Annotated in this window: 26 protein-coding genes; 10 read left to right on the top strand and 16 right to left on the bottom strand. The window is 67.9% G+C overall.

What is annotated here, in order from left to right; all coding sequences use genetic code 11:
- Positions 1–14 precede the first annotated feature (14 nt).
- Positions 15–665 carry a response regulator gene (locus tag ISO16_RS02570; protein ID WP_029543555.1) on the bottom strand — a complete coding sequence of 217 codons (651 nt, stop codon included), beginning with the start codon at positions 663–665 and terminating at the stop codon, positions 15–17.
- Positions 666–740: 75 nt separating this feature from the next.
- Positions 741–1,163 (bottom strand): pyridoxamine 5'-phosphate oxidase family protein, encoded by a 423-nt coding sequence (locus ISO16_RS02565; protein ID WP_072635206.1) that lies wholly within the window; start codon positions 1,161–1,163, stop codon positions 741–743.
- Positions 1,164–1,374: 211 nt separating this feature from the next.
- Between ISO16_RS02565 and ISO16_RS02560 the strand changes: the two genes are divergently transcribed.
- The 3 genes from ISO16_RS02560 (at position 1,375) to ISO16_RS02550 (ending at position 5,037) form a co-directional block, all read left to right on the top strand.
- Positions 1,375–3,081 (top strand): sensor histidine kinase, encoded by a 1,707-nt coding sequence (locus ISO16_RS02560; protein ID WP_006930700.1) that lies wholly within the window; start codon positions 1,375–1,377, stop codon positions 3,079–3,081.
- Between the two features lie 108 nt (positions 3,082–3,189).
- The gene (locus ISO16_RS02555) at positions 3,190–3,765 is read left to right on the top strand and encodes a hypothetical protein (RefSeq protein WP_230304467.1); all 576 of its coding nucleotides are present in this window, start codon (positions 3,190–3,192) and stop codon (positions 3,763–3,765) included.
- 96 nt (positions 3,766–3,861) lie between these two features.
- The gene (locus tag ISO16_RS02550; RefSeq protein WP_072635204.1) at positions 3,862–5,037 is read left to right on the top strand and encodes a carboxylate-amine ligase; all 1,176 of its coding nucleotides are present in this window, start codon (positions 3,862–3,864) and stop codon (positions 5,035–5,037) included.
- A 23-nt stretch (positions 5,038–5,060) separates the two neighbouring features.
- Here ISO16_RS02550 and ISO16_RS02545 read toward each other — a convergent pair whose 3' ends face one another.
- The 5 genes from ISO16_RS02545 to ISO16_RS02530 form a co-directional block, all read right to left on the bottom strand.
- A complete protein-coding gene (locus ISO16_RS02545) occupies positions 5,061–5,498 on the bottom strand; it encodes a nucleoside deaminase (protein WP_029543547.1) in 438 nt (145 codons plus the stop codon).
- 65 nt (positions 5,499–5,563) lie between these two features.
- A complete protein-coding gene (locus tag ISO16_RS28565; protein ID WP_230304466.1) occupies positions 5,564–6,778 on the bottom strand; it encodes a hypothetical protein in 1,215 nt (404 codons plus the stop codon).
- Complete coding sequence (locus ISO16_RS28560; protein WP_230304465.1) at positions 6,772–7,464, bottom strand: ATP-binding protein; 693 nt, start codon at positions 7,462–7,464, stop codon at positions 6,772–6,774. The genes ISO16_RS28565 and ISO16_RS28560 overlap by 7 nt, the downstream gene beginning before the upstream one ends.
- 111 nt (positions 7,465–7,575) lie before the next feature.
- Complete coding sequence (locus tag ISO16_RS02535) at positions 7,576–8,178, bottom strand: LppP/LprE family lipoprotein (protein WP_072635202.1); 603 nt, start codon at positions 8,176–8,178, stop codon at positions 7,576–7,578.
- A 196-nt stretch (positions 8,179–8,374) separates the two neighbouring features.
- On the bottom strand, positions 8,375–9,703 hold the full coding sequence (locus tag ISO16_RS02530) for an SAM-dependent methyltransferase (RefSeq protein WP_072635201.1): 1,329 nt from the start codon (positions 9,701–9,703) through the stop codon (positions 8,375–8,377).
- 464 nt (positions 9,704–10,167) lie between these two features.
- Here ISO16_RS02530 and ISO16_RS02525 point away from each other — a divergent pair, with 464 nt between their 5' ends.
- Positions 10,168–11,415 (top strand): amidohydrolase, encoded by a 1,248-nt coding sequence (locus ISO16_RS02525; protein ID WP_072635200.1) that lies wholly within the window; start codon positions 10,168–10,170, stop codon positions 11,413–11,415.
- Between the two features lie 81 nt (positions 11,416–11,496).
- Here the strand turns inward: ISO16_RS02525 and ISO16_RS02520 are convergent, their stop codons facing one another.
- From ISO16_RS02520 to mhpA, 6 genes are all read right to left on the bottom strand, one after another.
- Positions 11,497–11,793: a Dabb family protein gene (locus ISO16_RS02520; RefSeq protein WP_072635199.1), complete on the bottom strand. Its 297-nt coding sequence runs from the start codon at positions 11,791–11,793 to the stop codon at positions 11,497–11,499.
- Positions 11,794–11,873: 80 nt separating this feature from the next.
- The gene (locus tag ISO16_RS02515) at positions 11,874–12,548 is read right to left on the bottom strand and encodes a CoA transferase subunit B (RefSeq protein ID WP_006930685.1); all 675 of its coding nucleotides are present in this window, start codon (positions 12,546–12,548) and stop codon (positions 11,874–11,876) included.
- 1 nt (position 12,549) lies between these two features.
- Positions 12,550–13,335 carry a CoA transferase subunit A gene (locus ISO16_RS02510; RefSeq protein ID WP_006930683.1) on the bottom strand — a complete coding sequence of 262 codons (786 nt, stop codon included), beginning with the start codon at positions 13,333–13,335 and terminating at the stop codon, positions 12,550–12,552.
- 6 nt (positions 13,336–13,341) lie between these two features.
- Positions 13,342–14,265 carry a VOC family protein gene (locus ISO16_RS02505; RefSeq protein WP_072635198.1) on the bottom strand — a complete coding sequence of 308 codons (924 nt, stop codon included), beginning with the start codon at positions 14,263–14,265 and terminating at the stop codon, positions 13,342–13,344.
- Positions 14,266–14,278: 13 nt separating this feature from the next.
- Positions 14,279–15,151: a fumarylacetoacetate hydrolase family protein gene (locus ISO16_RS02500; RefSeq protein WP_006930679.1), complete on the bottom strand. Its 873-nt coding sequence runs from the start codon at positions 15,149–15,151 to the stop codon at positions 14,279–14,281.
- A gap of 47 nt (positions 15,152–15,198) precedes the next feature.
- Positions 15,199–16,812 carry a bifunctional 3-(3-hydroxy-phenyl)propionate/3-hydroxycinnamic acid hydroxylase MhpA gene (mhpA, locus tag ISO16_RS02495; protein ID WP_072635197.1) on the bottom strand — a complete coding sequence of 538 codons (1,614 nt, stop codon included), beginning with the start codon at positions 16,810–16,812 and terminating at the stop codon, positions 15,199–15,201.
- 167 nt (positions 16,813–16,979) lie between these two features.
- Here mhpA and ISO16_RS02490 point away from each other — a divergent pair, with 167 nt between their 5' ends.
- Both ISO16_RS02490 and ISO16_RS02485 read left to right on the top strand, forming a co-directional pair.
- Positions 16,980–17,681: a FadR/GntR family transcriptional regulator gene (locus ISO16_RS02490; RefSeq protein ID WP_072635196.1), complete on the top strand. Its 702-nt coding sequence runs from the start codon at positions 16,980–16,982 to the stop codon at positions 17,679–17,681.
- A gap of 31 nt (positions 17,682–17,712) precedes the next feature.
- Complete coding sequence (locus ISO16_RS02485) at positions 17,713–18,684, top strand: zinc-binding dehydrogenase (RefSeq protein ID WP_072635195.1); 972 nt, start codon at positions 17,713–17,715, stop codon at positions 18,682–18,684.
- 42 nt (positions 18,685–18,726) lie between these two features.
- Here ISO16_RS02485 and ISO16_RS02480 read toward each other — a convergent pair whose 3' ends face one another.
- On the bottom strand, positions 18,727–19,944 hold the full coding sequence (locus tag ISO16_RS02480) for an acyl-CoA dehydrogenase family protein (protein ID WP_072635194.1): 1,218 nt from the start codon (positions 19,942–19,944) through the stop codon (positions 18,727–18,729).
- 238 nt (positions 19,945–20,182) lie between these two features.
- Here ISO16_RS02480 and ISO16_RS02475 point away from each other — a divergent pair, with 238 nt between their 5' ends.
- Both ISO16_RS02475 and ISO16_RS02470 read left to right on the top strand, forming a co-directional pair.
- The gene (locus ISO16_RS02475) at positions 20,183–20,731 is read left to right on the top strand and encodes a flavin reductase family protein (RefSeq protein ID WP_072635193.1); all 549 of its coding nucleotides are present in this window, start codon (positions 20,183–20,185) and stop codon (positions 20,729–20,731) included.
- Positions 20,732–20,834: 103 nt separating this feature from the next.
- Positions 20,835–22,205, top strand: a complete 1,371-nt coding sequence (locus ISO16_RS02470; RefSeq protein WP_072635192.1) for a PucR family transcriptional regulator — start codon at positions 20,835–20,837, stop codon at positions 22,203–22,205.
- A 125-nt stretch (positions 22,206–22,330) separates the two neighbouring features.
- Here ISO16_RS02470 and ISO16_RS02465 read toward each other — a convergent pair whose 3' ends face one another.
- Positions 22,331–22,714, bottom strand: coding sequence for a VOC family protein (locus ISO16_RS02465; RefSeq protein ID WP_006930662.1), 384 nt, complete (start codon positions 22,712–22,714; stop codon positions 22,331–22,333).
- A 154-nt stretch (positions 22,715–22,868) separates the two neighbouring features.
- On the opposite strand from ISO16_RS02465, the gene ISO16_RS02460 reads away from it, so the two are divergent.
- Positions 22,869–23,327, top strand: coding sequence for a hypothetical protein (locus ISO16_RS02460; protein WP_072635191.1), 459 nt, complete (start codon positions 22,869–22,871; stop codon positions 23,325–23,327).
- Here the strand turns inward: ISO16_RS02460 and ISO16_RS02455 are convergent.
- Complete coding sequence (locus ISO16_RS02455) at positions 23,314–23,613, bottom strand: protease inhibitor I42 family protein (protein WP_040271220.1); 300 nt, start codon at positions 23,611–23,613, stop codon at positions 23,314–23,316. The two genes, ISO16_RS02460 and ISO16_RS02455, sit on opposite strands and share 14 nt — an antisense overlap.
- 143 nt (positions 23,614–23,756) lie before the next feature.
- Here ISO16_RS02455 and ISO16_RS02450 point away from each other — a divergent pair, with 143 nt between their 5' ends.
- Positions 23,757–24,194 carry an SRPBCC family protein gene (locus tag ISO16_RS02450; RefSeq protein ID WP_006930655.1) on the top strand — a complete coding sequence of 146 codons (438 nt, stop codon included), beginning with the start codon at positions 23,757–23,759 and terminating at the stop codon, positions 24,192–24,194.
- Positions 24,195–24,225: the final 31 nt, after the last annotated feature.

The raw sequence follows: 24,225 nt of genomic DNA, 5'->3' as shown, positions 1-24,225 counted from the left end.
CGGCTACGGCACGTTCAGCGCCCGCCGGGGCGTCTCGGCGGCACCTTCGTCGCCAGTACCGCGGCCTGGGTGCGGCGTTCGACCCCGAGCTTGGCCAGGAGCCGCGACACGTAATTCTTCACCGTTTTCTCGGCCAGGAACATCCGTTCGGCGATCTGACGGTTGGTCAGCCCCTCCCCGAGCAGCGCGAGCAGGGTCCGTTCCTGATCGGTCAGGTTCGCATACGGTCCGCCGTCGTTACTGGTGTCGGCGCGCAGCTTCGCCATCAGCGTGGTCGCGGCGCGGCTGTCGAGCAGGGACTTGCCTGCCCCGACGTCCCGCACGGCCTGGATCAGCTCGGTGCCGCGGATGTCCTTGAGCGCGTAGCCGCTCGCGCCGGCGAGTATCGCGTCGAGCATCGCCTGCTCGTCGGTGAACGAGGTCAGCATCAGGCAGCGCAGTCGCGGCATCTGCGAGAGCAGTTCCCGGCACAGCTCGATGCCGTTGCCGTCGGGGAGCCGGACGTCGAGCACGGCGACGTCGGGTTCTACGGCAGGAACCCGCACGAGAGCCTCGCCGTACGACGACGCCTCCCCCGCGATCGTCAGTTCGGGATCCGTGGTGAGCAGGTCCGCGATGCCACGGCGGACGACCTCGTGGTCGTCGACGAGAAAGACCTTGACCATGCGCCAGCCTCCAATCCCCGGTCAGCACGGTACCGCACGGTGTGCCGACTCACGGTCGGCTCGGGGACTGGATTGTCAACCGCGCTCGCCGGGCCACCACGGCAGCGTGGCACGACGCCCGCTGATGTGCTCGACGTCGATGACGAGGAGGGGATCCTCCGTGCCGATGCCCCACGGCAGGCCGCCGGCGCCGTCGAATCCGCGGAGACCGTCCGTGCCGCGCGCGAGCCGGGCGCGGCCGATCGCGACCACGCTCCACCCCGAGCGGGTCGGCGCCTCGAGTTGTTCGGCATGGAAGGCGAGCAGCCTGCCGTCGAAACGCTCGAACCACCCGTCGTCGCCGGTGGGAACGACGATCTCGCCGTTCGGCGCCGCGAAGGCCACCGGGTGCACCGCGGGCAACGCCCCGTCGGTGTAGACCAGACGGCCGGTCGGCACCGACCGCAGCAACGCCATGCACCGACCCGGCGCCAGCGGAGCTTCCGGACCCGTCGTCATCCTGGGCTTTCCCTCCTGCAAAGACATCTCCGCACTCCACCCTCGCCCGTCGAGGCGGCCCGCGGCAGGGTCCAAAGTCGTCACCACCGGGGCGCAAGTCACCGCGCCGGGGGTGACCCACGGATTACCCTCGGCACAATGGGAAAAACCGGGCCTTTCGAAGCGGCCCGGCACGCGGCGCACGGGACGTAATCCACCGAAGGGGTGAGCGATGGCCGCCGACGAGGAAACGTTGCTCGCGGGGACGCTCTCGCAGCTGCGACTGAGGGAGCTGCTCGCGGAGGTCCAGGACCGCATCGACCAGGTGATCGTCGCGCGCGATCAGATCGACGGTCTGCTCGAGGCCGTGCTCACGGTCGCGTCCGGGCTCGAGCTCGAGGCGACGCTCGAGCGCATCGTGCACGCCGCGATCGAGCTCGTGGACTGCCGCTACGGCGCCCTGGGCGTCCTCAACCGCCGCGGGGACGGATTGCAGAACTTCGTGTACGAGGGCATAGACGCAGACACCCGCGCGCTGATCGGCGACCTCCCCACCGGCCACGGACTGCTCGGACTGTTGATCGAACAGCCGAAGCCGATCCGCCTCGACAATCTGGCCCAGCACGTGGCCTCGTCCGGCTTCCCGGCCCACCACCCGCCCATGCGGACCTTCCTGGGTGTCCCGGTCCGGGTGCACGGTGAGGCGTTCGGCAACCTCTACCTCACCGAGAAGGCCAATGGTCAGTCGTTCACCGAGGACGACGAGGTGATCGTGCAGGCCCTCGCGGCCGCGGCGGGCATCGCGGTGGACAATGCGCGCCTGTTCGAGGAGGCCCGGCTGCGGCAGCGCTGGCAGGAGGCCACGAGCGAGATCCGCGCCGAGCTGCTCGCCGACACCGACCCGGAGGAGGTGCTCGGCCTGATCGCCCGACGCGCGCTGGCCCTGTCGGAGGCGGACCACGTGCAGATCGCCCAACCCGAGGATCCCGACGTGCCGCCGGAGGAGGTCGCGGCCCTGATCGTCACCGCATACGCCGGTTCGGACCCGTCCGGGTTCGGGGGCAAGCGGATCCGGGTCGAAGGGACCGCGACCGGAACCGTGTACCGGTGCGGTGAGCCTCTGCAGGTCACGGAGTTCGACGGTGACGGCGACCGGCACGGGCCGGCGCTGCTGCTGCCGCTGCGCGCGTCGACCGACACCATTTCGGGGGTGCTGTCGGTCATTCGCGATCCGGGGCGGGAGCCGTTCGACGACCGTCAGCTCTTCCTCGCCACCTCCTTCACCGATCAGGCGGCGCTCGCGCTGAAGCTGGCCGACGACCAGCGACGGCTCAACTCTCTGACCGTGCTCGCCGACCGGGACCGCATCGCGCGGGACCTGCACGATCACGTCATTCAGCGGCTGTTCGCCCACGGCCTGAACCTGCAGAGCACCCACGCCCGCACCCGGGCGCCGGAGATCCGCGGGCGCCTGGCGGACATGATCGACGACGTGCAGAGCATCATCACCGACGTGCGCACCGCGATCTTCGACCTGCACGGCGGGATGGAGGGCACCCGGCAACTGCGGCAGGCCCTGCACGACATCGTCGCCGAACACACCGCCGACGTCGGCTTGCGCACCGTCGTGCGCATGTCCGGGCCGCTCAACGTGGTCACCGGGCCCCTCGCCGATCACGCCGAGGCGGTGCTGCGGGAGGCGATGAGCAACGTGGTGCACCACTCCGGCGCGAACAACGTCACCGTCACCGTGTCGGTCGACGACTACCTCACCATCGACGTCACCGACAACGGCGTCGGCATTCCCGCCACCGTCGCGCGCAGCGGACTGCACAACCTCGCCTCCCGCGCCGAGGAGGTCGCGGGCACCTTCACCGCTACCGCGGTCGACACCGGCGGCACCCGCCTGCTCTGGTCGGCGCCGCTGCCCGAGGACTGAGCTCGCACCGCCGGCAGCGGACGGCTCCCGGCCCCGGCATCTCGCCGCGGGCGCGGCAGCGGGCCGCACCGAGGCGGTGACCGGCTCGGTGGGGGAAGGCGGCAACAATTGCTGCGGCGCTCCTCGTCGCCGTTTCCCTTCGCGGCCGTGCCGATCCCAATTCCGAATCGCCGTTTCTGTCCTTTCTCGGCCGGAAGTCGAGATTCTCCGGTATGCGCCGGATCGCCCGGTGCGAGGGCTATCATCGAATTCGGCAGAGGGAACCCGATGAACACGAACACGAACACGAGCGCACTGAGCGACCAGATTCGGGCCGTACACCAATTGGTGCGGACGCAACTGCAGATACTCGAAATTCGCCACGAGCGCAGCTCGCATCCGATGGCGAAGCAGCAAATTGCGGCGGACATTCGCTATTTGTCGGAACGATGCGACACCCTCGAACGAATTCTGCATTCGCACACGACATCCGCGAAGTCGTCGTCGTCTCGGGCGGCGCGGCTGAGCGACTGCATCGCCACCATCGCCGGCTCGGCGGACAGGCGCAGCGTCGCCGCCCTCGAACACGTCCTCGCGGACCAGCTGGCCGACCGCGTCCGCACCCTCGAATCCCTCGCGATCGCGCTCGGAGACCGGCCGCTGCAGCAGTGGGCACGCGGTATCCACGCCGTCGGCGCCGCCTGATTTCCCTCCCGTTCTCTTCCCACCTGCCCGGGACGCGTGCCAGGCTGGAGCCACGGTCCTGCCGAGCTGTTTCGGCCGTTCCGGTTGGAGGAGACGATGACGTCCACGCTGCCGCGCCGTGCCGGATCCGACCGTGGCGATGTCCCGGGCCGGCTGCTGACCATGGGCGTCGAGGAGGAGTTGCTGCTCGTCGACGCCGACTCCGGCCGGCCCCGGCTGAGCAACGCCGCCGTCGTGGCCGATGCCCGCGAGGCCGGGCTCGACCTCCAGCTCGAGCTGTCGCGCTGCCAGGTCGAGACCGCCACACCGGTCTGCACCCGGATCGACGACCTGCGGCAGGAACTGCGCGTCTCGCGCACGGTGGCGGCGGCGGCCGCCGCACGCGCCGGGGCCCGCCTGCTCGCGGCGGCAGTGCCCCCGTTCGACACCACCCCGCCCGGGGCGCTCACGGACGCCGCCCGGTACCGGCGGATGGCCGAGCACTTCGGGGTGGTGACCGATCAGGTGATCTGCGGCTGTCACGTCCACGTCGGGGTGCCCGATCGCGACGTCGCGGTGCAGGTCTGCAATCACCTGCGGCCCTGGCTGCCCGCCCTGCTCGCGCTCACGGCGAACTCGTCCGTCACCGCCGGCGCCGACACCGGTTACGCCAGCTGGCGTCACATCCAGTGGGGGCGCTGGGGCAGCGGGGGGCCGCCGCCCTTCTTCCGGTCCGCCCGGCACTACGACGACGTCGTCGCCATGATGCTCGACGCCGGCACCGTCCTCGACCCCGCGATGGTCTACTGGGACATCCGGCTCTCGCCGCACCTGCCCACCCTCGAGATCCGGGTCTGCGACGTGCCCGCCACGATCGAGGAGACCGTCACCGCCGCCACCCTCGTCCGCGGACTCGTGTCCACCGCGCTCACCGCCGTCCACCGCGGTGACCCGGCGCCCCGGCTCGAGGCCGACCGGCTGAAGGCCGCGTGCTGGCGCGCCGCGCGGGAGGGCATCGACGGCTACGGGATGGACCCGCTGACGCAACGGCCCGTCCCCGCCGCCCGGCTGCTGGGCTCGCTGCTCGAGCACGTGCGGCCCGGCCTCGAGGAGGCCGGCGACTTCCCGTCCGCGCGCGCGTCGGTGCGGCGGATCCTGCGCCGGGGCAACGGCGCGCGCCGTCAGCGGCGAGCGCTCGCGGCGTCCCGGAGCACGGCGGACTTCGTCGCGGAACTGGCCCGCATCACCGTCGAGGGGTGCGAACCGGCCGCTCCCCCACCGACGGCCCGGTGATCGCTCCTACTCGGTGATCGCTCCTACTCGGGGGGTGTGACGCCGATGTCCTCGTGCCACAGGTCCGGGTGCTCGGCGACGAACGTCGCCATCATGTCGATGCAGCGTCGATCGTTCAGCACCGTCACCTCGACCCCGTGCTCGGCGAGCCAGTCGTGGCCGCCGGTGAACGTGACGCTCTCCCCGATCACCACGGCGCCGATGCCGAACTGCCGGATCAGGCCGCTGCAGTACCAGCAGGGCGACAACGTCGTCACCATGATCGTCGAGCGGTAGTCGCGCCGGCGGCCCGCGGCCCGGAAGGCGGCGGTCTCGGCGTGCAGCGACGGGTCCCCCTCCTGCACCCGCCGGTTGTGGCCGCGGCCGAGCAGCGTCCCGTCGGCGGCGAACAGGGCCGCGCCGATCGGGATGCCGCCCTCGGCGAGGCCGAGCCGGGCCTCCGCGAGCGCGACCTCGAGCATGGCAGCGGTGGTGGGGATGTCGAGCGGCCTGCGCGGCTCCGTCATGACGCCACCTCGAATCCCGTTCAGGCGAACGACTTGTGGATCTGCGCGCCGTAGCGGCGGATGATCTTCTGCTTGGCGGCGGTGTAGGCGTGGACGTCGTCCTGCAAGCCCTTGTTCTCGAGCGATCGGCGCGCCAACTCGCCGGCGATCACGTCGAGGAACAACTCGGCCAGCAGCAGTCGTGCCGCGTCCCGGAACCGGCCCCGGCCGTCCAGATACAGCTGCACGGTGGGGTCGCCGGTGTTGATGAGGATCGTTCGCTGCTCGGGGTCGTACACGGCACGTCCGGCGTCGTCCCCGAGATAGCGCAGGTCGTAGCCGACGAACATGTCCTCGCCGTGGTCGCGTGGCGGCCGTCGGTGTTCCTCCGGATGGGGCGGGGTGTGCGGGCGTGGCACATGGTGCGGCGACGGCGCGTTCTCGGCGATGACGATCTCGCACCACGCCCAGAACGCCCCGGACCGCACCATGATCTCGCCGCGCTCCCCGGCCGCCTCGCCGACGACCGTCCATTCCAGCCGCTGCACACCGGCCTTCTGCTCCACGGCAATCTCGGCGGGCCGGGGGTCGATCCGCATCGAGTCGGGCAGCGTGTACGCGATCGTCAGCCTGTCGTCGCCGGGCAGGCGCTCGGTGTCGACTTCCAGAGTGACGTGGAACCGATGGCCGGGCCTGCGGTAGCAGAAGGGCGTCGTGAATTCAAGGACGACCGACTTCTCCGTGCCGGTCGCGGTCGTCAGCGGTGCCGAGGCCGGCGCCGGCCCGATCCCGAGATCCCGGATCGCCGACTCGCTCATCCGGTGCAGCAGCCGGTCGATCATGTGCGCGGTGTGCTCGGAGGTTATCGCGTGCTCGAGGTGTTTGAGCTGATCGCGTTCGGCCAGCACATATTCGGCGAGCCGAACGCTGACCGCATGCGAGAATGCGGCGACGAACCGGTCCTTGTGGTTCAGACCCTCACGCTCGTCGCTGATGATCGGCTCACCCTGCCCGAGCCGCTCGATCAGGGCCGCGCAGTGCACGGTGCCGAACAGGTACTCGGCGCCCACCTGGTTCTCGTACTCGAACATCTGACAGTCGAGCACGGCGAGGCCCGAGACGACGACGAGACCGTTCGTGCGCTCGTCCCCCGACATGGTCAGCTCGGCACCTTCGGCCCGCTTCAGGGTGAGGGTGAAGGTGTACTCGTCGCCGTCGAAGTCGAAGCTGCCGGGCGCGTCCGGACCGATCAGCACGAGCGCCGGGGTTCGTCGAAGAGCACCCGGCCGCTGCGCTGGATCTCGTGCCGACCGGCGACGTGCACCACCTCCACGCTCCGCCGCGACAGCACCTCACGCAGGTAGACGTTGTCGGACAGCGCCTGCACCACGGTCTGGTACCGGGAGATGACCACGTGCGGGTTCTCCACGACCAACGTCACCCGGGTACCGTTCCCGGGGATGCCGAGGCGTTCGCGGTCGTCGTCGGAGACCGGCCGGTCGCCGCCGTGGTCGTCGTAGAGGTAGCCGCCGTTCTCGCCGCGGAAGAGGTCGATGCGGGTGAGCCGGCCGTCCTTGACGGTCTCGACCGTTCCGGCGCCGACACCGAACACGGCCTGCTTGAGGCCGCGCCCGAAGTAGCCCCGCCCATGGCCCTCGCCCCGCGACAGCGGGCTGTGGGCTGCCCCGTACGCCAGGATGCGGGCGGCCTGATCGAACGGCATACCTTCGGCATGGTCGGTGACCTGCAGGACCGCGCCCGACTGGTGGCGCTCGTAGGTGATGTCGATGCGGCCGTTCGCCTGTGCGCGGCCGTTGTCCAGCCGGGAGTAGCTGTCGTCACTGTTGGTGATCAGTTCGACGAGCGCCTTCTCGATCGAGGCGAAGCGCCGCGAATCGATCCCGATCACACGCTGGTCCACCGGAATGGGGGCGACTGCCATCGTTTCTGCCTTGTCTGTTCCGTCGGGCAGTCCTGAGGGTGGCTTCCCGACCTTGCCGCGATCGTACCGACGTTCGCGTCGATGCCGCGGCAATCGAAGTGCCCGGCGATGTCACCGCATTTCGTCGCATCCCGTCAACTCCAGGTACTCGTCCGGCAGTCGGCCGTCGGTGACGACCCCGCCGTCGGACCACGTGAACGTCAGCTCCGCGAAACCGGTGGCGGCCGCGTTCGGCTCGCCCTCGCGCGGGTAGTTGTATTCGACGTCGATGGAGTCGAAGGCCGTTGCGACCACCGCCGGGTTCAGCGCGCACGGCGTGGCGGTGCCGACGTAGTCGCCGCGGTGGAACAACAGCAGGTGGGTCGGCGACGATCCCGTCGCCCCCACGATCCCGACCTGCGCGTAGCTCAGGTCGCTGCAGCCGTTGTAGTTGCCGTTGTACGCCTGCAGCCACGTGGCATCGGGGATCTGCTGCGGCGGGGGTAGCTGCTCGATCACCGCGAAGACCTCGGGTGCCTCGAGGTCGACATCCGGGTCGCACGGCTGTTCGCCCACCGTCGTGGACACGGCGGCCCCGCCGGTGGGTGCCTGACGGGAGGACGTCGCGGTGGTCGGTTCGGCCACCGGCTGCCCGTCCTGCGGCTGCGCGCACCCGGCCAGGATCGCCATCGCAAGGGCCGACACAAGGGTGACACCGGCTGTGCGACTCGGCATGGGGCTCCTCGGACTCTCGGGTGCGACGGCGGTCGCCGCGACGGGTACGAATGGTGTCAGTTCGGATCATCCCAGTCGAGGCCCGTGGCAAGGTCGCGGAATGGTCCAGTTCGGTCGAGCCGAGCAAACTCCGGCTACCTCGTCAGAAGCCGGTAGAACTCCGCATCGTGTCCGTGTGCCGGGCAGAGGACCGACATCACTGCGTGTGACTGTGGCCCGGCGGAGAGGGGTTCGGTGCGGGTGGCCGCAGGAGTTCGGCGCGGGTGCCGGGCATGCCGCTGTGGCCCCGTTCGGTGCATTTGACCGCCAGGACCTGATTGACCCCGAGCCGGTTCGCCGCAAATGCCAACGCCGAGCCGGCCATGTACAGCCGCCATACTCGTGCCCGCCCGGCGCTGCTGTGAGCCACCGCCTCGTCCCAGTTCGACTCCAGGTTCGCCACCCAGGCCCGCAGGGTCGTCGCGTAGTGCTCGCGCAGCGACTCGACATCGCGCACCTCGAAACCGGCCCCTTCGAGCGCCTCGATCATCGTCGCGAGCGGCACGATCTCGCCATCGGGGAACACATAGCGATCGATGAACGACGTTTTCGAGAACTCGGCGAGGGATTTGCCCGGTCGCCGCGAGATCGCGTGGTTGAGCAATCGCCCCTGCGGGCGTAGCAGCGCGAACAGGTCCGCGGCATAGGTCGCCAGCATCGCAGCACCGACGTGCTCGGCCATCCCGATGCTCGAGATCGCGTCGTAGGGGCCGTCGGTGACGTCGCGGTAGTCCTGGACCCGGATCTGCACCAACTCGCCCACGCCCGCGTCGACCATCCGTTTGCGGGCGTAGTCCGCCTGTTCGTGGGACAGGGTGACACCGACGACGTGCGCGCCGTAGTGACGTGCCGCGTGCAGCGCGAAGGTCCCCCACCCGCAGCCGACGTCGAGTACCCGCATCCCCGCGGTCAGGCCGAGTTTGCGGGCCACCAGATCGCATTTGGCGTACTGGGCGGCGTCCAGATCCTCGCTCTGCGCCGCCCAGTATGCGCACGAGTAGGTCATCGACTCTCCGAGCACGAGTCGATAGAAGTCGTTGCCGACGTCGTAGTGGTGGCTGATCGCGGCGGCGTCACGCCCCTTGTCGTGCCGGCGCCCGCGCACCGGTTTCATCTCCTCCACCGGCGGCCGCGGGGGCGGGCCGAGGATCCCCAGGCGCAGCGCCGCTTTCACCAGCGCCTTCTTCGTGTGCCCGTCGATCCGGACACCCGGGCCGCGGCTCGGGTCCGACACCTGCTCCAACACGTCCAGACCGGCGAGCAGGTCCCCCTCGATGTCGATGTCGCCGGAGACGTAGGCCCGAGCGAAACCGAGATCGTTGGGCGCCCACAGCAATCGCCGTAGACCACGCCTATTGACCAGGTGCACCCGCCAGGGCGCGTCCGCAGGCCCACTCCGACTGCCGTCCCAACACCTGATCCCGACCGGAGCCTGCGCGCCCAGCACCGCACGAACCAGCGGCGCCACCGTGTCAGCGACTGTCATACGCACCTCCGTCACAGTTCGGGCCCGACCACCATCGCGACTGCGCGGTTCCCGCTGCTCGCCGTGACGCTCAGGGCCTGTCAACCCGCACCCGCGTCCCGCAACGCCACCTCGTCGACAGTATCGATGGACCCCCTCGCCGTACACCATTACACCAATCTCCGTGTCACCACACCGGCTTCGCCGAGCTTGCACACCTCGTCGACCACCGGTCCAGCGCCACAGGCTCCGCCAGGGCAGCCCTCGACCCGAGCCGGCTGTGGCCGATAGCGCTTCGGGCGAGGCGGTGGCCGAACGTCTTCGTGCGCAACCCGTTCGAGCCGGGTCGCATGAAGTCACCCCGCGCCGAGTAAGGGCGTGGAAGGATGGCCTCACGCACAACCGCGCTCCGTGTGCACAGCCAGCCCCATGGAACCCGAAGGTCGAGTCGCCTGCCCAGCAGAAGACGTAATCGAAGGAAAACCATGACCGCACCCGGCGGTATCACGATCGATCCGGCACTCGTCGATCTGTACAAGGACCTGCACCGGCATCCCGAGCTCGGATTCCGAGAACACCGCACCGCCGCGATCGTGGCCGACCGGCTGAGGGCATCGGGATTCGAGGTCACCACCGGCGTAGGGAAGACCGGCGTGGTCGGCGTCCTGAAGAACGGGCCGGGGCCGACCGCGCTGCTGCGGGCGGACATGGACGCCCTTCCCGTCCGGGAGGACACCGGGCTCGACTACGCCAGCACCGCCACGGCCACCGACGAGCACGGCGGCACGGTGCCGCTCGCTCATGCGTGCGGCCACGACCTGCACACCACCTGCCTGCTGGGCGCGGCCCGAATTCTCGCTGCCGACCGGTCCGGCTGGACCGGCACCCTACTGCTGGTGTTCCAGCCCGCCGAGGAGCTGGGCGCGGGTGCGCAGGCCATGGTGGACGACGGGCTGTTCGGCAGATTCCCGAAGCCGGACGTCGTGCTCGGTCAGCACGTGGCGCCCCTGCCGGCCGGCAAGATCGCCGGACATCCCGGCCCGTCGTACGCGGGCTCGGATTCTCTGCGGGTGCGGCTCGCCGGAAGGGGCGCGCACGGATCGATGCCGGAGGCATCGGTCGATCCCATCGTGTTGGCCGCCGCCACGGTGTTGCGTCTGCAGACCGTCGTCTCCCGGGAGATTCCGAGTACCGCGACCGCGGTGCTCACCGTCGGGTCGATCCATGCCGGTGACGCCGCGAACGTGATTCCCGGGCACGCCGAGATCCAGTTGAACATCCGCAGTTACGACACCGCCGTGCGCCGCCGCATCCTCGACAGTGTCGAACGCATCGTGCGCGGCGAAGCTGCCACGGCCGGCGCGCCGGAGGACCCGACCATCACCGAGATCGAGCGCTTTCCGGTCGTCACCAACGACGCGGACGCGTTGCGCACGAGCCTTGAGGCCTTCGCGACCTGGCTGGGGCAGGACAACATTCTCGATCCGGGAGCCGGCGCCGGAAGCGAGGACGTCGGCATTCTCGCGACCAGCGCCGGGGCGCCGCTCTCCTACTGGCTTCTCGGCGGCGCCGATCCGTCGCTCTTCACCACCGGTGACATGACCGATCCCGCGCTGCTCACCGTGCCGTCCAACCATTCACCCCACTACGCCCCTGTCATCGAACCGACGCTGCCGATCGGGGTCGCCGCGTTGGTGACCGCTGCCCGGACGTGGCTGCCGTCGACTCACTGACCGTCCGCAGCACCGGTCTCGGTGCGCCCGCAATGCCGAGGTGCTCTGGGGAGAGGATCGATGCAAAGCTGTCTTGACGGGTCAGGGCACCGGGAACTGCACCGATGACTTGGCGGCGACAAAAGTCGCGAACTCGGTGTTGACGCGTTGGTGCTGCGGATCGGTCATGTAGTCGGTGAGTGCCTGTTGGTCACGGAAGACCGCGGCGACGGCGTAGTCCGCAGTTCCCGGCCGCAGGCGCAGGTCGGCACCGTGGTGGTAGGACTCGATCCCCACGCAGGAGTGGGAGACGGTCTCGAGCGCGTGGGCGAGCGCGTCGATGGTCTCCGATGTGGTGCTCGGGGTGAAGGTGAAGGTCACTACGTGGGCGATAGGCATGGCCGGTGGTTCTTTCCGGGAGTGGGCGGGTTCGGCAGTGCGGCCCGGGCGCGACAGTGTCCTCAGGCGGGTTGAGGTCCTCAGGCGGGTTGAGCTTCGAGTTGGTGCAGCGGTGCGCCGGTGGCTCCGCGCACCCACTCCTCGGCGACACCGGGTGCGCACTCACGCAGGACCAGGCCGTCGTCGGTCACGTCGATCACGGCGAGGTCGGTGATGATCCGCTGCACCACGCCCTCTCCCGTGAGCGGCAGCGAGCACTCCGAGACGATCTTGGGGTTGCCCTGCTTGTCGGTGTGTTCCATGAGCACGATGACCTTGCGGGCACCGTGGACGAGGTCCATCGCCCCGCCCATGCCCTTGACCATCTTGCCCGGCACCATCCAGTTCGCCAGATCGCCCGTAGCGGAGACCTCCATGCCACCGAGCACCGCGGTGTCGATGTGCCCGCCGCGGATCATGCCGAAGCTCAGCGCCGAGTCGAAGAACGCCGCGCCCGGGTTGACGGTGACCGTTTCCTTACCGGCGTTGATCAAGTCCGGATCGACCGCATCCTCGGTCGGGTACGGTCCCGTTCCCAGGATCCCGTTCTCACTGTGCAGGGTGACCTTCACGCCCTCGCGCAGGTAGTTGGGGATCAGCGTCGGCAGGCCGATACCGAGGTTGACGTACTCCCCTGGCGACAGCTCCTGAGCGGCCCGGGCCGCCATCTGCGTGCGCGACCAGCCGACGGACTGTGTGTCCACACTCACGGTCATCTCAAGCACCCTTTCCGGCCGACACGGTCCGCTTCTCGATCTGCTTGTCCTGCACCCCGGTGTGCACGATCCGGTTGACGAAAATCCCCGGCAGGTGCACTTCGCCCGGATCGATCTCGCCCGGCTCCACCAGCTCCTCGACCTGCGCGATGCAGATCCGGCCGGCCATCGCGGCGAGCGGGTTGAAGTTCATCGCGGCCTTGTTGAACACCAGGTTGCCCTCGGTGTCGCCCTCGAGCGCGTGCACCAGCGAGAAGTCCGCCGTGATCGACTCCTCGAGCACGTACCGCTTGCCGCGGAACTCGCGGATCTCCTTCGGCGGGGACGCCACCGCGACCGATCCGTCGGCGTTGTAGCGCCACGGCAGACCGCCCTGCGAAACCGGTGTCCCCACCCCGGCGGGGGTGAAGAAGGCGGGAATGCCCGCGCCGCCGGCCCGCAGCTTCTCCGCGAGGGTCCCCTGGGGCGTCAACTCCACCTCGAGTTCACCCGACAGGTACTGCCGCGCGAATTCCTTGTTCTCCCCCACATAGGACGAGACCATCCGGCGTACTTTTCCGCGAGTGAGGAGCAGGTCCAGTCCGTGGCCGGTCGCGCCGCAGTTGTTGGAGAAGACCTCGAAGTCGTCCACGTCGCGATCGGCAAGAGCACCGATCAGGACATCTGGAACACCGGAGACTCCGAATCCTCCCACCGCCAGCGCGGCCGACGAGGGAATGTCTGCCACCGCTTCGGCTGCGGAGGCGAACACCTTGCCCGCGCACAATAATTCGACGCGATCGGTCATCTTGGATCAGCCTTTGCTCGAGTGCGCGCCGGTCATCAGGGCGGCAAGATCTTCGGGTTCGAGGAACGACGGCGGCAGCGGGGGTCCCCACGAGTACAGTGCTGCCAGGCCGTGGAGCACCTCCGGGGCCCACACCTCGTCTTCGGGGATGCAGTCCATGTCGGAGTAGTACTCGGAGTAGTTGCCGGCGGGATCGCGCAGGTACCAGAAGAAGTTCGAGCCGGCGTAATGCCGTCCCAGTCCCCAGGCGTGCCGTTCCGGATGTCCTTCGAGCATTCCGTAACCGCCGCGTCCGACTTCGTCGATGTCGTCGACCTGCCAGCTGGTGTGGTGCAGGAAGTTCACCGGCGAGGCCTGGACGAGCACGTTGTGGTGATCGGTGGAGCAACGCATGAAGGCGGCCGTGTCCCCGACATAATCGCTGACCTTGAACCCGAGGCCTTCGGTGAAGAACCTCCGCGTCGTCTCGTAGTCGACACTGCCCAGCACGGCGTGACCGAGCTTGCGGGGACGGACCGGCCCGGTGCGCGAGGAGAAGGGCGCGCGACCGACGCGGTCGATCCGTCCGGGCCCGTTGTACGGGGTGGCCGGTACCGGGGGCACGACGATGCGCGAACGCACCGAGACACGCACTCGGGTGCCGGTGGCCGGTTCCACGGCCACCAGACTCGACTCTTCGTGCACCACCGGCACACCGAGCTCGGCCAGTCGCCGGGCGATGGAAGCGATGTCGTCGGGATCGTCCGCAGCAATCTCGAGTTCGACCAGCCGACGGATCGGTGCATGAACGATCTCGAGTTGCTCGCCACCGTTCTGGGTGGCGAAGATGCCGCCACCGCGGTGGTCTAGCCCGAATTCGGTGTAGTAGTAGATGTTTTCGTCCACATTGGGCACACCGATGGTGACTTTGCCCAGTCCGTGCAAGGCCATGACAGTTCTCCTGTTACTTCGCGGCGGGACCGGCGACGAACCGCTGGTGCAGTTCGCCGATGCCTTCGATCCAGCTGTCGAGGGTTTCGCCGGGCTGCAGGAAACGCTTCGGGGTGCGGCCACCGCCGACGCCGGCAGGGGTTCCGGTGAAGATGACGTCGCCCGGGTACAAGGTGACGGTTTGCGATAGGGCGGCGATCAGCTTGCCGACCGGGAAGATCAACTCGCGGGTGCGGCCCTTCTGCATCTCCTCGCCGTCGATGCTGCAGCCCAGCTCCAGATCGCTCGGATCGGCGAACTCGTCCGGGGTGACCAGCCACGGACCCTGCGGGGAGAATCCGGGGAACGACTTTCCGAGTCCGAATTGCGGTGCGGGTCCGCGCAACTGGGTGACTCGTTCGGAGATGTCCTGCCCGACGGTCAATCCGGCTACGTGGTCCCACGCATCCTGCTCGGCGATCTGGAAACCTTCGCGGCCGATGATCGCCACGAGTTCGATTTCCCAGTCGACGTTACCGCCGGCGGGAATGGTGACCTCGGTGTCCGGGCCGGAGAAGCTCGAGACGTATTTGGTGAAGACCGGCGGGAGTTGGCTCGGCGCCTCGAAACCCGATTCGGTGGCGTGAGCGGAATAGTTCAGGCCGACCGCGAAAACCTGGCGCGGGGCCGGGGACGGCGCCTCGAGCGTTGCCCGCTGCACCGGGGTGGTCTGCTCCGTCGAATCCACATCCGAAGCCCAGGAGCGGAACTCGTCCCAGGTGTTGTAGATCGACGGCAGGTCCGGACCGAACCGGCCATCGCTCGCAGTGGCGATATCGATGGCGTGCTCGGCACCGCGCTCTCCGACGATCAGAGCGGCGCGACCGGCAAGGTTGGCAATACGCATGAGAGGCATCTCCTGAAATTGTGTGAGGAACCCGGGGCGGTGCGGGGTCAGGCTGTCGGAACAGGGGTGGCGACAGAGATCGGAGCGAGGGCAGCGTGGTACCCGTGGACAAGGTCGGTGAGCCGCTCCGGGGTGGCAGCGGTGCCGAAGACGTAGTGGTCGGGCCGGAGGAGTACGCAGGCGATCTGCTGGTCGGTGAACCATCGCGACCATGCGTGAGTGGAATCCTCGAGATCGCAGCCTTCCGACCCGATCGTGAACACTCGCAGGTTCGCCGCATCGAGTAGGGGCCGATGCGTTTCGCCGATCCGGGCAGCAGCCGCGGCGTCGGACGTCAGCAGAACCGCGCCGTAGCCGATGACGTCGTCGAGCAGGGCGGTGTACCCCTCGGCAGTCTCCACCGGGAACTGCGGAGCATGGGTTCCCGCGAGTCCGGCGAGGCCCTCGGCCGTGGCCACGATCCCGGACCCCAGGACCGGCTGCTCGGTGATGGGCAGAACCTTGGCCGGATCTGCTCCCCCGGCGAGCATGCGGGCGTCACGTTCGGCAGCCAGCTCCGGGTCCAGGACGCAGATGACGTTGCCGAGGGCCACCGACATCGCGATTGCGTACTGCAGGTGTCGCGTCCGTTCGGAGGTGTAGCTGTCGAGCAGCGCCGGGCCGGACCGGCCGCTCAGAACACGGTCGAGCTTCCACGACAGGTTCGCCGCATCGCGCATGCCGGAGCACATGCCCTGGCCGGCGAACGGAGGCATCTGGTGGGCGGCATCGCCGGCCAGGATCAGTCGGCCCTTGTTCCATGCGTCGGCCCACCGGGCACCGAAGGTGTAGACCGCGTGCCGCTCGAGATCGGTGTTCTCCGGGGTTCGCCCCCAGGCTGCGAGCAACTCCCACGCCTTGGCGGGGTCGTTGAGGGAGTCGCGTGTTTCCCCCGGCAGTCGCATGAACTCCCAGCGTCGCCGTCCCGGTCCGCCGGACACCACGGTGGTGGGTCGCGCCGGATCGCACATCTGCCAGTTCTGCGGCACCGGGTCTACGTCGTCCCAGCCCGGCGGTGCCCAGTCGGCTTCGTCGTGAGGCTTCGTGTCCACGACCAGCCAGTCGAAGAAGAATCCCCGATCGACCATGGAGACACCCATGCGCTGGCGGACGAAGCTGTTCGCCCCGTCGCATCCCACCACGTATCGGGCACGGATCCGGCGTTGCTTGGTCACCGCGCTGGTGTAGGTCACCAGCACGTCGTCGTCGGTTTCGTGGATCTGTACCACCTCGGCGCCGCGCCGCAGCCGCACATTGGGCATGGCGGTCACCGCGTCGGCGAGCACCTGTTCGAGCTCGGGCTGGGAGAAGAAGGACGTACCCCAGCCGCACGGGCGGTCGAGCTCCCACGGGATCTTCACCAGTGTCCGGCCTTGGGCGTTGCGCCACTCGTACGAGTCGTGCACCGGCTCGGAGATGGCCTTGACCTCGTCGCTCAGTCCCATGGACTGGAAGGCGCGTCCGATCTCGTCGTCGAAGACCACGGCCCGGGGCAAACCGTAGGGCTCGGGCCAGCGCTCGAGGATCACCACGTCGTGACCTTGCAGGCCCAGCAGCCGTCCGACGGCCAAGCCCACCGGACCGGCTCCGACCACGACCACATCGTGCAGTTCAGGCTGCATTGCCGAGGTCCTCTCGTTTGGAAGGGGAATGGTGCGGATCACCCTCGCACCAATTGAGCATGTTGAATATGCTTAATACTGTGACGTGATCTGAGTCTCATGTCAAGAGGTCTGAGAGAATCGGGCATGATGAATTGCGATCGAGTACGAAAGAGCAGGTAGAGGGCATGACCACTCCACAGCCGGACCTGCAGGTACGAGGGTCACTGACCCGGCCGGAGCAGGCCGCCCTCGCGATAGGCCGTCTCGCCGAGAGCGCCGAGCCCGGCGCGCGCCTCGGCACCAAGCAGGAACTACAAGAGCGCTGCGGGGTTTCGAAAGGAACCTTCAACGAGGCCCTGCGTTTGCTGCAGGCCCGGGGCCTGATCACCGTCCGATCAGGTCCGGGCGGAGGGCTGTTTGCCGCAGAGCCCACACCTGCCGTACGGATCGGCAACGCCATTCTGGCCCTCGATCGAACGGAAACCTCCGTCGACGACGCGGTACGGATCCGCAGCGCACTGGATCCACTGTTGATCGACGACGCCATCCAGTTCGCCGGCCGCGCCGACATCGCCCGGATGCGTCAAGCACTCGACGAAATGAGCCGATCGGTCGAGACCGAGGACGTGCTGACCTTCCTGCGCGCGAATTGGGATCTGCACGCCGCCATCGCACGCACCAGCCCTAGCCGGGTACTTCGATCGGTCTATCTCAGCCTGCTCGACGTGCTTGCCTCGCATACTGTTTCAGCCGAACCTGTCGACGGTCGGACCCTGGCCGAGGTGCTCGCCGAACGCTTGGTGCTACATTCCGATATCGTCGAAGCTCTTGCAGGCAAAGACCTTTCGCGCGCCCAGGAACTTATCGCTGTCCACAATCAGCGCTGACTCCATCCAGCCCTCCAGAAGGAGCCATTACGTGCAGGCAGCAGTTGTCCATCAGTGGGGCGGTCCCGAGCAACTCGTCCTCGAAACCGTGGCCGATCCCACCCCCAGCCCGGACCATGCCGTCGTCGAGCTCAAAGCCAGTGCCGTCAATTGGCACGACATCCTTGTCCGCCGCTCCGGCCGCGGATTCCCGCTTCCTCGCATCCTCGGCATCGACGGTGCCGGAATCCGGCGCGACACCGGTGAAGAAGTGCTCATCTATCCCGGCTTGAACTGGGGCGACAACCCCGCTGCCCCATCGGCACAGTTCTCGATCCTCGGTGACGACACCGACGGCACCTACGCCGAACTCGTCTGCGTACCTGCCGCCAACCTCTTCCCCAAACCTCGCCACCTCGGCTGGGAGGAAGCCGAGGCGCTGCCGGTCGGTGCGCTGACCGCATATCGCGCGATCGTTACCCGGGCCGGCCTGCGCCCCGGCGACACCGTTCTCGTCCTCGGCGCCGGCAGCGGCGTGTCCACCTTCTCGATCATGATCGCCGCCACCCTCGGCGCCACCGTGCTGGTCACCTCCTCGAGTACGGACAAGATCGAGCGGGTTCGCGAGCTCGGTGCCACCGACGGAGTGCTCTACACCGACCCGAACTGGCCCCGGCAGATCATCGACGCGACAGGTGGCGTCGATGTCGTCGTCGACGGTGTCGGCGCCAACCTCGACCAGTCCCTTTCCTGCCTCAAACCCGGCGGCCGTGTCGTCGTCTTCGGGGCCACCGCAGGCACAGTCGGGAACATCGACATCCCTTCCCTCTACTTCGGGCAGCACACCATCCTCGGATCGACTCTCGGCACCCGAGACGAGTTCGGCCGGATACTCTCGCTGTTCGATGCCCATCGCCTCCGCCCGGTGATCGACTCCGTACGTCCTCTGACCGATGTCCGGGCTGCCCACGAACGCATCGAAAGCCGTGCCCACTTCGGCAAGCTGGTCCTGTCCATCGATTGAGGACGGAGTTCGTCGATCTCGGGCGGGCCATGGAGCGTTTCGTCAGATCAGCGGGGTGACCTGCTCATCGATGTCGAGCAGCGCTCGTCCGTACGCCTCCGCACTGATGGACGGGTTGACCACTGCGTGACGCGAGCCGGTCTCGAGATCGCGCCACTTCAGCTGCAGCGGGCTGCCTTCGGCGAAACTGCCGGCGCCCTGCACACTGAGCAGCAAGTCCATCGCCTCGCGCGCTCGGGTCGCCACGACGCCGACGTCCATCCGCACCCGTGCTCGGGTCAGGACATCGGGATACTCGGCACGGCGAGCTGCCGCATCGATATCGGCGGCGGCGCGGAAGCAGTGCAGTTCGGCGGTGTCCACAAGCGATGCCGCCTGTGCCATGTTGAGCTGCGTCGAGCCCGAATCGGTGGCCTTGTCGTAGAAGGTGTAGGAGATTCCCCGGCCCTTGGCGAGAGATGCCTTGACGAAGTCCAGTGCCCCCTTCGCCAGTCCCAGCTGGGGGCCGGCCAGCACCAATGCCAGAACCGGGACGAACGAGGACCGGTACAGTGCCTCATCCGTGTGCTCGGTGGGGTAGTTGCCCTCGATCCCCTGGGTCACCGAGAGGATCCGATGGGCCGGTACGAATACCCCGTCGGCGATCAACGTATTACTGCCGGTCCCGCGCATGCCGGCCACGTACCAGGTGTCCTCGAGGGAGAGCTCGCTCATCGGGATCAGTGCGATCCCCTGATCGACCTGCAGACCGTCCTCGTCCACGATGGGAACTCCGAGAATCGCCCATTGCGCGTGCAGGCTGCCGGAAGCGAACCCCCACTTCCCGCTCACCACGAGACCTCCGTCGACGGCCTTGCAGGTCGCATTGGGGGCAATGACGCCACACACCCTGGCATCGGGATCGGTTTCGAAAACCTCGCGCTGAGCCCGATCCGGGTACAGCCCGACGAGCCATCCCCCCACGTTGATCAGCGTGGCCACCCATGCGGTCGAACCGCAGGACTGGGCCAGAGTGGATGTCACCTTCAGGAAGGTGGTGAAGTCCGCCTCGTATCCACCGAGGCGTTCGGGCACGGCCAGCTTGAACAGACCCGAGGCTGCAAGCGCGTCGATGTTCTCTTGTGGAATGCGGCGGTCGGCATCTGCACGAGCGGCGTTGGAACGAAGAAGTTCGGCCAAGTCCTCGGCACGCCGGGATAATTCGGCGGACAGGTCTGCCGGGTCGGTGGAGATGGGACGGGGTGCGGATGCAACGGTCATGGTGTCCTCACTGAAGTCGGTGACGAGATGTGCATCACATACTCCGAAGTCGGACCGGGAAACGCTTGCGCTCATCCACCAAAGATTTTCGGATCAGTGAAGCGATCTGCACGCTCCGGATCGCGATTGGGCGATCCGCACAAGGCTGCCGGAAATCTCGAGCCTCCCGAACAAGCGGAACGTCCCTGTGACGCGCTTCACTGTCCAGATCCGGTGCATCGATATCACAGGAGATTTCATGACCACTGCAGTTTGTCCCGTCACGAACCTCGATCCGTCTGCCCTTCGGCGCACCCTGGGACAGATCCCGACCTCTGTCGCCGTGGTAACTGCGATGCGGGAGGAGGGACCTGTCGGTATGACCATCGGGTCGTTGACCTCGGTGTCGCTGGATCCTCCGCTGGTGGCGTTCTTCGGCATCAGCTCCTCCTACACGTTTTCGCAACTGCGTCGTGCGGACCGGTTCTGCATCAATGTTCTCGCCGAGGATCAGCACGACATCTGCTACGCATTCGCTTCCCGTACCGGAACCAGATTCGAGGTGGGACAGTGGGAAAGCGGAGACGGATCGCGAGCACCACAACTACCCGGGGCAGCAGCATGGATCGAGTGCACCACCGAATCGGTATTCGAGGCCGGCGACCACCTCGGCATGATGGGCCGCGTCCGCTCCGCCACCCACAGCGACGCCCGGCCGTTGCTCTTCCACCGCGGCCGGCTGACGCGGCTGCACCACATGGCCGGACGTACCGCCGGAACGGCTCGCCTGGACTGGTGGACGGCCTGACGGTAGGAACCGGTCTTTCGTGGGGCGCCTTGTCTCACCACCCGAGCCGGAAGACCATCACCGGATCCCCGAACGACTGCCATCGGAAGGCAGGCTCTACATCGTGACCACGCATCACGACGCGGAAGACAATGCCTTCGGCGCTGTTCCGCGCGACCGGACGACGCAACACTGGGTGCACCGTCTGCATCCCGTCGCCGCCGCCTCGCCACCCGCCACGTCGGTGGCCACGGTGGCCGATGCCGCCGACCGGCTCGGTACCTCTCCGGTTCAATGGGCCTGCGAAGTCGGATACACGATGGCGGCGCGGGTTCTCGAGGAAATTCCAGAGCTCAGAGGTGGGAGCGAACCATTCGAGACGGTTCGGATGGGAACCGAGTCGTCCGTCATCCGCGCGATGCTGCGGCTCTCGGAGCTCGCGCCCGACGCACCGGCGATCACGGGAGAAGCCTTGGCGGGAGTGCCGGACTTCGTACGCCGCGGAATCACCCTCGACCGGCTGCTGCGGGGAATCCGGCTCGGGCACGCCGAAATGTCCAAAGCCTTCATGACGGCCTGTAGTCAGCTCGTGGCTGCCGACGAACGCCCCGAACAGATGCAACGGATCTCCGACGTACTCTTCGACTACATCGACGAATTCTCAGGTTCGATGGTCACCCACTACATCAGCGAACGTGACCGTTGGATGGCCAGTGCGGCCGCGGCCAGAGACGAAGCTGTGCGACGCATCCTGGCCGGCGAATCGACCGACGCCACTCAGGCCCAGCACGCGCTCGGATACGACCTGTCCCGCCAGCACCTGGCGGCCACACTCTGGTTCGAGCCCGCCCGCAGTCGCGCGAACAACGCGGACCTGCAGACCGTCGCGCACGACACACTCAGCCGTCTGGGAGCCACGAAACTGCTGATCATGCCGATCGGCGCGGGACGACTGTGGGCGTGGGGCAGTCGAGGAACATTCACCCCGTCCCTATCCGTCGACGATCTCCCGCCGACACACCCCGATGTCCGCATCGCGCTGGGAACACCGGCTCCTGGGCTCGAAGGATTTCGCAGGTCTCATGAGGAAGCCGCCACCGCCGAACGCGCAGCGCGCCTGTCGCCCGCCCCGGGACGGTGGGCGACCCTCTACGCGGATGTGGCTATTCCTGCCCTGTTGACGACCGATATGTCGGCCGCCCGCCACCTCGTGCAGCGCGAGCTCGGACCTTTGGCCGCGAACACTGCCCACGCCGGCGACCTGCGCAGCACTCTGCTGGTCTTCTTCGAGGAAGAGAGCAGTCCGTTCGCCGCCGCCCGCCGCCTGCACGTTTCTCGAAACACCGTTGCCTACCGAGTCAAGCGAGCCAGTGAGCTACTGGGATACGACATCGCAACCAGACGATACGAGCTGCACACAGCATTGCGGCTGATAGCGACGTTCGGCCCCGAGCGCCTGCTCACCCGCACGGACCAATCCCCCGGCGACCGATAACGGTGGCACTCCGATCACCGCACCGACCAATCGGGCCGCCGTACTTGTCGCACCTATTTCTCCCGAGTCATGGAAAGTGACTCGGGTTATGGGAAGTCCTCGAGAGCGACGACCTCCGAGTGCCGTTACGAGTCGCGCCTGGACTCCCACAGCCCGATCACGTTGCCCTCGGTGTCGGCGAAGTACGCCGCGAATCCCATGTCGCCGACGGGCATTCGCCCCGTCACCGTCTTCCCGCCGAGGGATTCGATCCTCTGCAGCGCGGCGTCGATGTCCTCGACGTCGACGGTCACGACGGGACTCTTCAACTCGTCGCGTCGGAACATGCCCCCGTTGATGTACCCGGGTTCGGTGGAGGTGCCGGTCTCGTCGACGGGACCGGTGGTGACGAGGGTGTAGTCCATGCCGGGGACGTCCGCGAGCGACCATCCGAATGCGTCGCGATAGAAGGACCGGGCGCGGTCACCGTCGTCGTAGGGGAGCTCGAAGTGCACGATGCGTCCTGCCATGACGTTCGCCTCCTGTTCGACCGGAACGACCGGGTTTCAGCGTAGCCTCCGCGAACTGGTGGACCCGCCCGATCGAGGTCGATCGACGCTAAGCCACCGCTAAGAGGGTGCGGGTGTACTCGACCGCGACATCCCGGTCGAGCGAGGAAGAACCATGCACGAGAGCACGTTGACCGTCCACCTCCGGGCGGTGCTGCAGTTGACGCAGACGCAGATCCAGATCTTGGCGGCGCGCCGGGAGCGCACGGCCGACCCGGTGCGCCTGCGGGAGATCGCGGACGATCTGGAGCACGCGCTCGGCTACCGGGACGCTCTGGAGCAGGCCCTCCAGGATGGCGGCGCGCCGGCCGAGCGCCCGTCGGCGCGGGCCGCGCGCCTGAGTCGCTGCGTGGAGCAGATTGCGACGTCCGGCGACGGGCGCCGGGTGGCGGTGCTGGAACGGGTCCTGCACGAGCAGCTGGTGGACCGCACCCGGGCGCTGGCTCGACTCACCGCGGCCGGCGACCATCGGCCGGTGCACTACTGGGCACGGCGCCACCTGGCGCACTGCCGGAGCCTGGGCGAACCGCAACCGGCCGGGGGCGACGAGCAGTGGTCCGTCAGGTCACGGTGACGGTCATGCTCCGCTCGTCCGCCGACATGTGCTCGGCCCGCTGCAACTGGAGCGACACCGGCCAGGTGCCGGGCCGCTTGGCGCGCAGGTAGAGGATGCGTTCGCTGCCGGCGCCGGGGAGCGGATTCCGGGACGGCACGAATCGCACGTCGCTGAGCAGGAGACCCTTGCCGATGTGGGTTGGGCACCAGGTGTAGTCGCGGGAGGTGTTCTCCGGCAGGTGCAGTTCGATGGTGTCGCCCACGGCGACCTGCAGGTCCCGGGGTCCGGTCGTCACGTGCCTCATTGGACCAGAGTACGGCGGCTTTGTGATCTATGTCACTATCGGGAGCGATCCGGGGGCCTCGTTCGTCGGAACACGTGTCGGGGGTCCGCGAGGCGGGTACCCGGACCACCGGCATGGGAATCGACCAGGGAGTGGGAACACATATGGCCGCATCGGTGTCAGACGAGTTCGAGATCGAGGCGACGCCCGAGCAGGTGATGCGCGCGTTGACCGACATCGAGCGCATCCCGGAGTGGTCGTCCTCCCACAAGGACGTGCAGGTCGAATCGCGGCACGACGACGGCCGGCCCCGCGTCGTGCGCATGACGCTCGCACTGTTCGGCATCTCGGACACGCAGGTGATCGAGCACGAGTGGACCGAGGAGTCCACCTCGTGGACGCTGATCGAGAGCGAGATGCAGCACTCCCAGGACGGCGAGTACCGCCTGACCCGCACCGAGCGCGGGACGCGCGTGCGGGTGACGATGTCCACCGACCCGAAGATCCCGGTGCCGGGCTTCATGCTCAAGCAGGGCCAGAAGCACGCGGTGAAGACGATCCGCAAGGGTCTGACCGAGTTCGTCCTGCGGCACTACGCCTGACCCGGCAGCCTGACCCGGCACCAGGTCCGGC

It is taken from the genome of Rhodococcus sp. M8, from assembly GCF_015654185.1.
Classification (GTDB): Bacteria; Actinomycetota; Actinomycetes; order Mycobacteriales; family Mycobacteriaceae; genus Rhodococcus; species Rhodococcus aetherivorans.
Note: the sequence above shows the minus strand (reverse complement) of the source record. Positions and strands in the feature narration are given on the sequence as shown.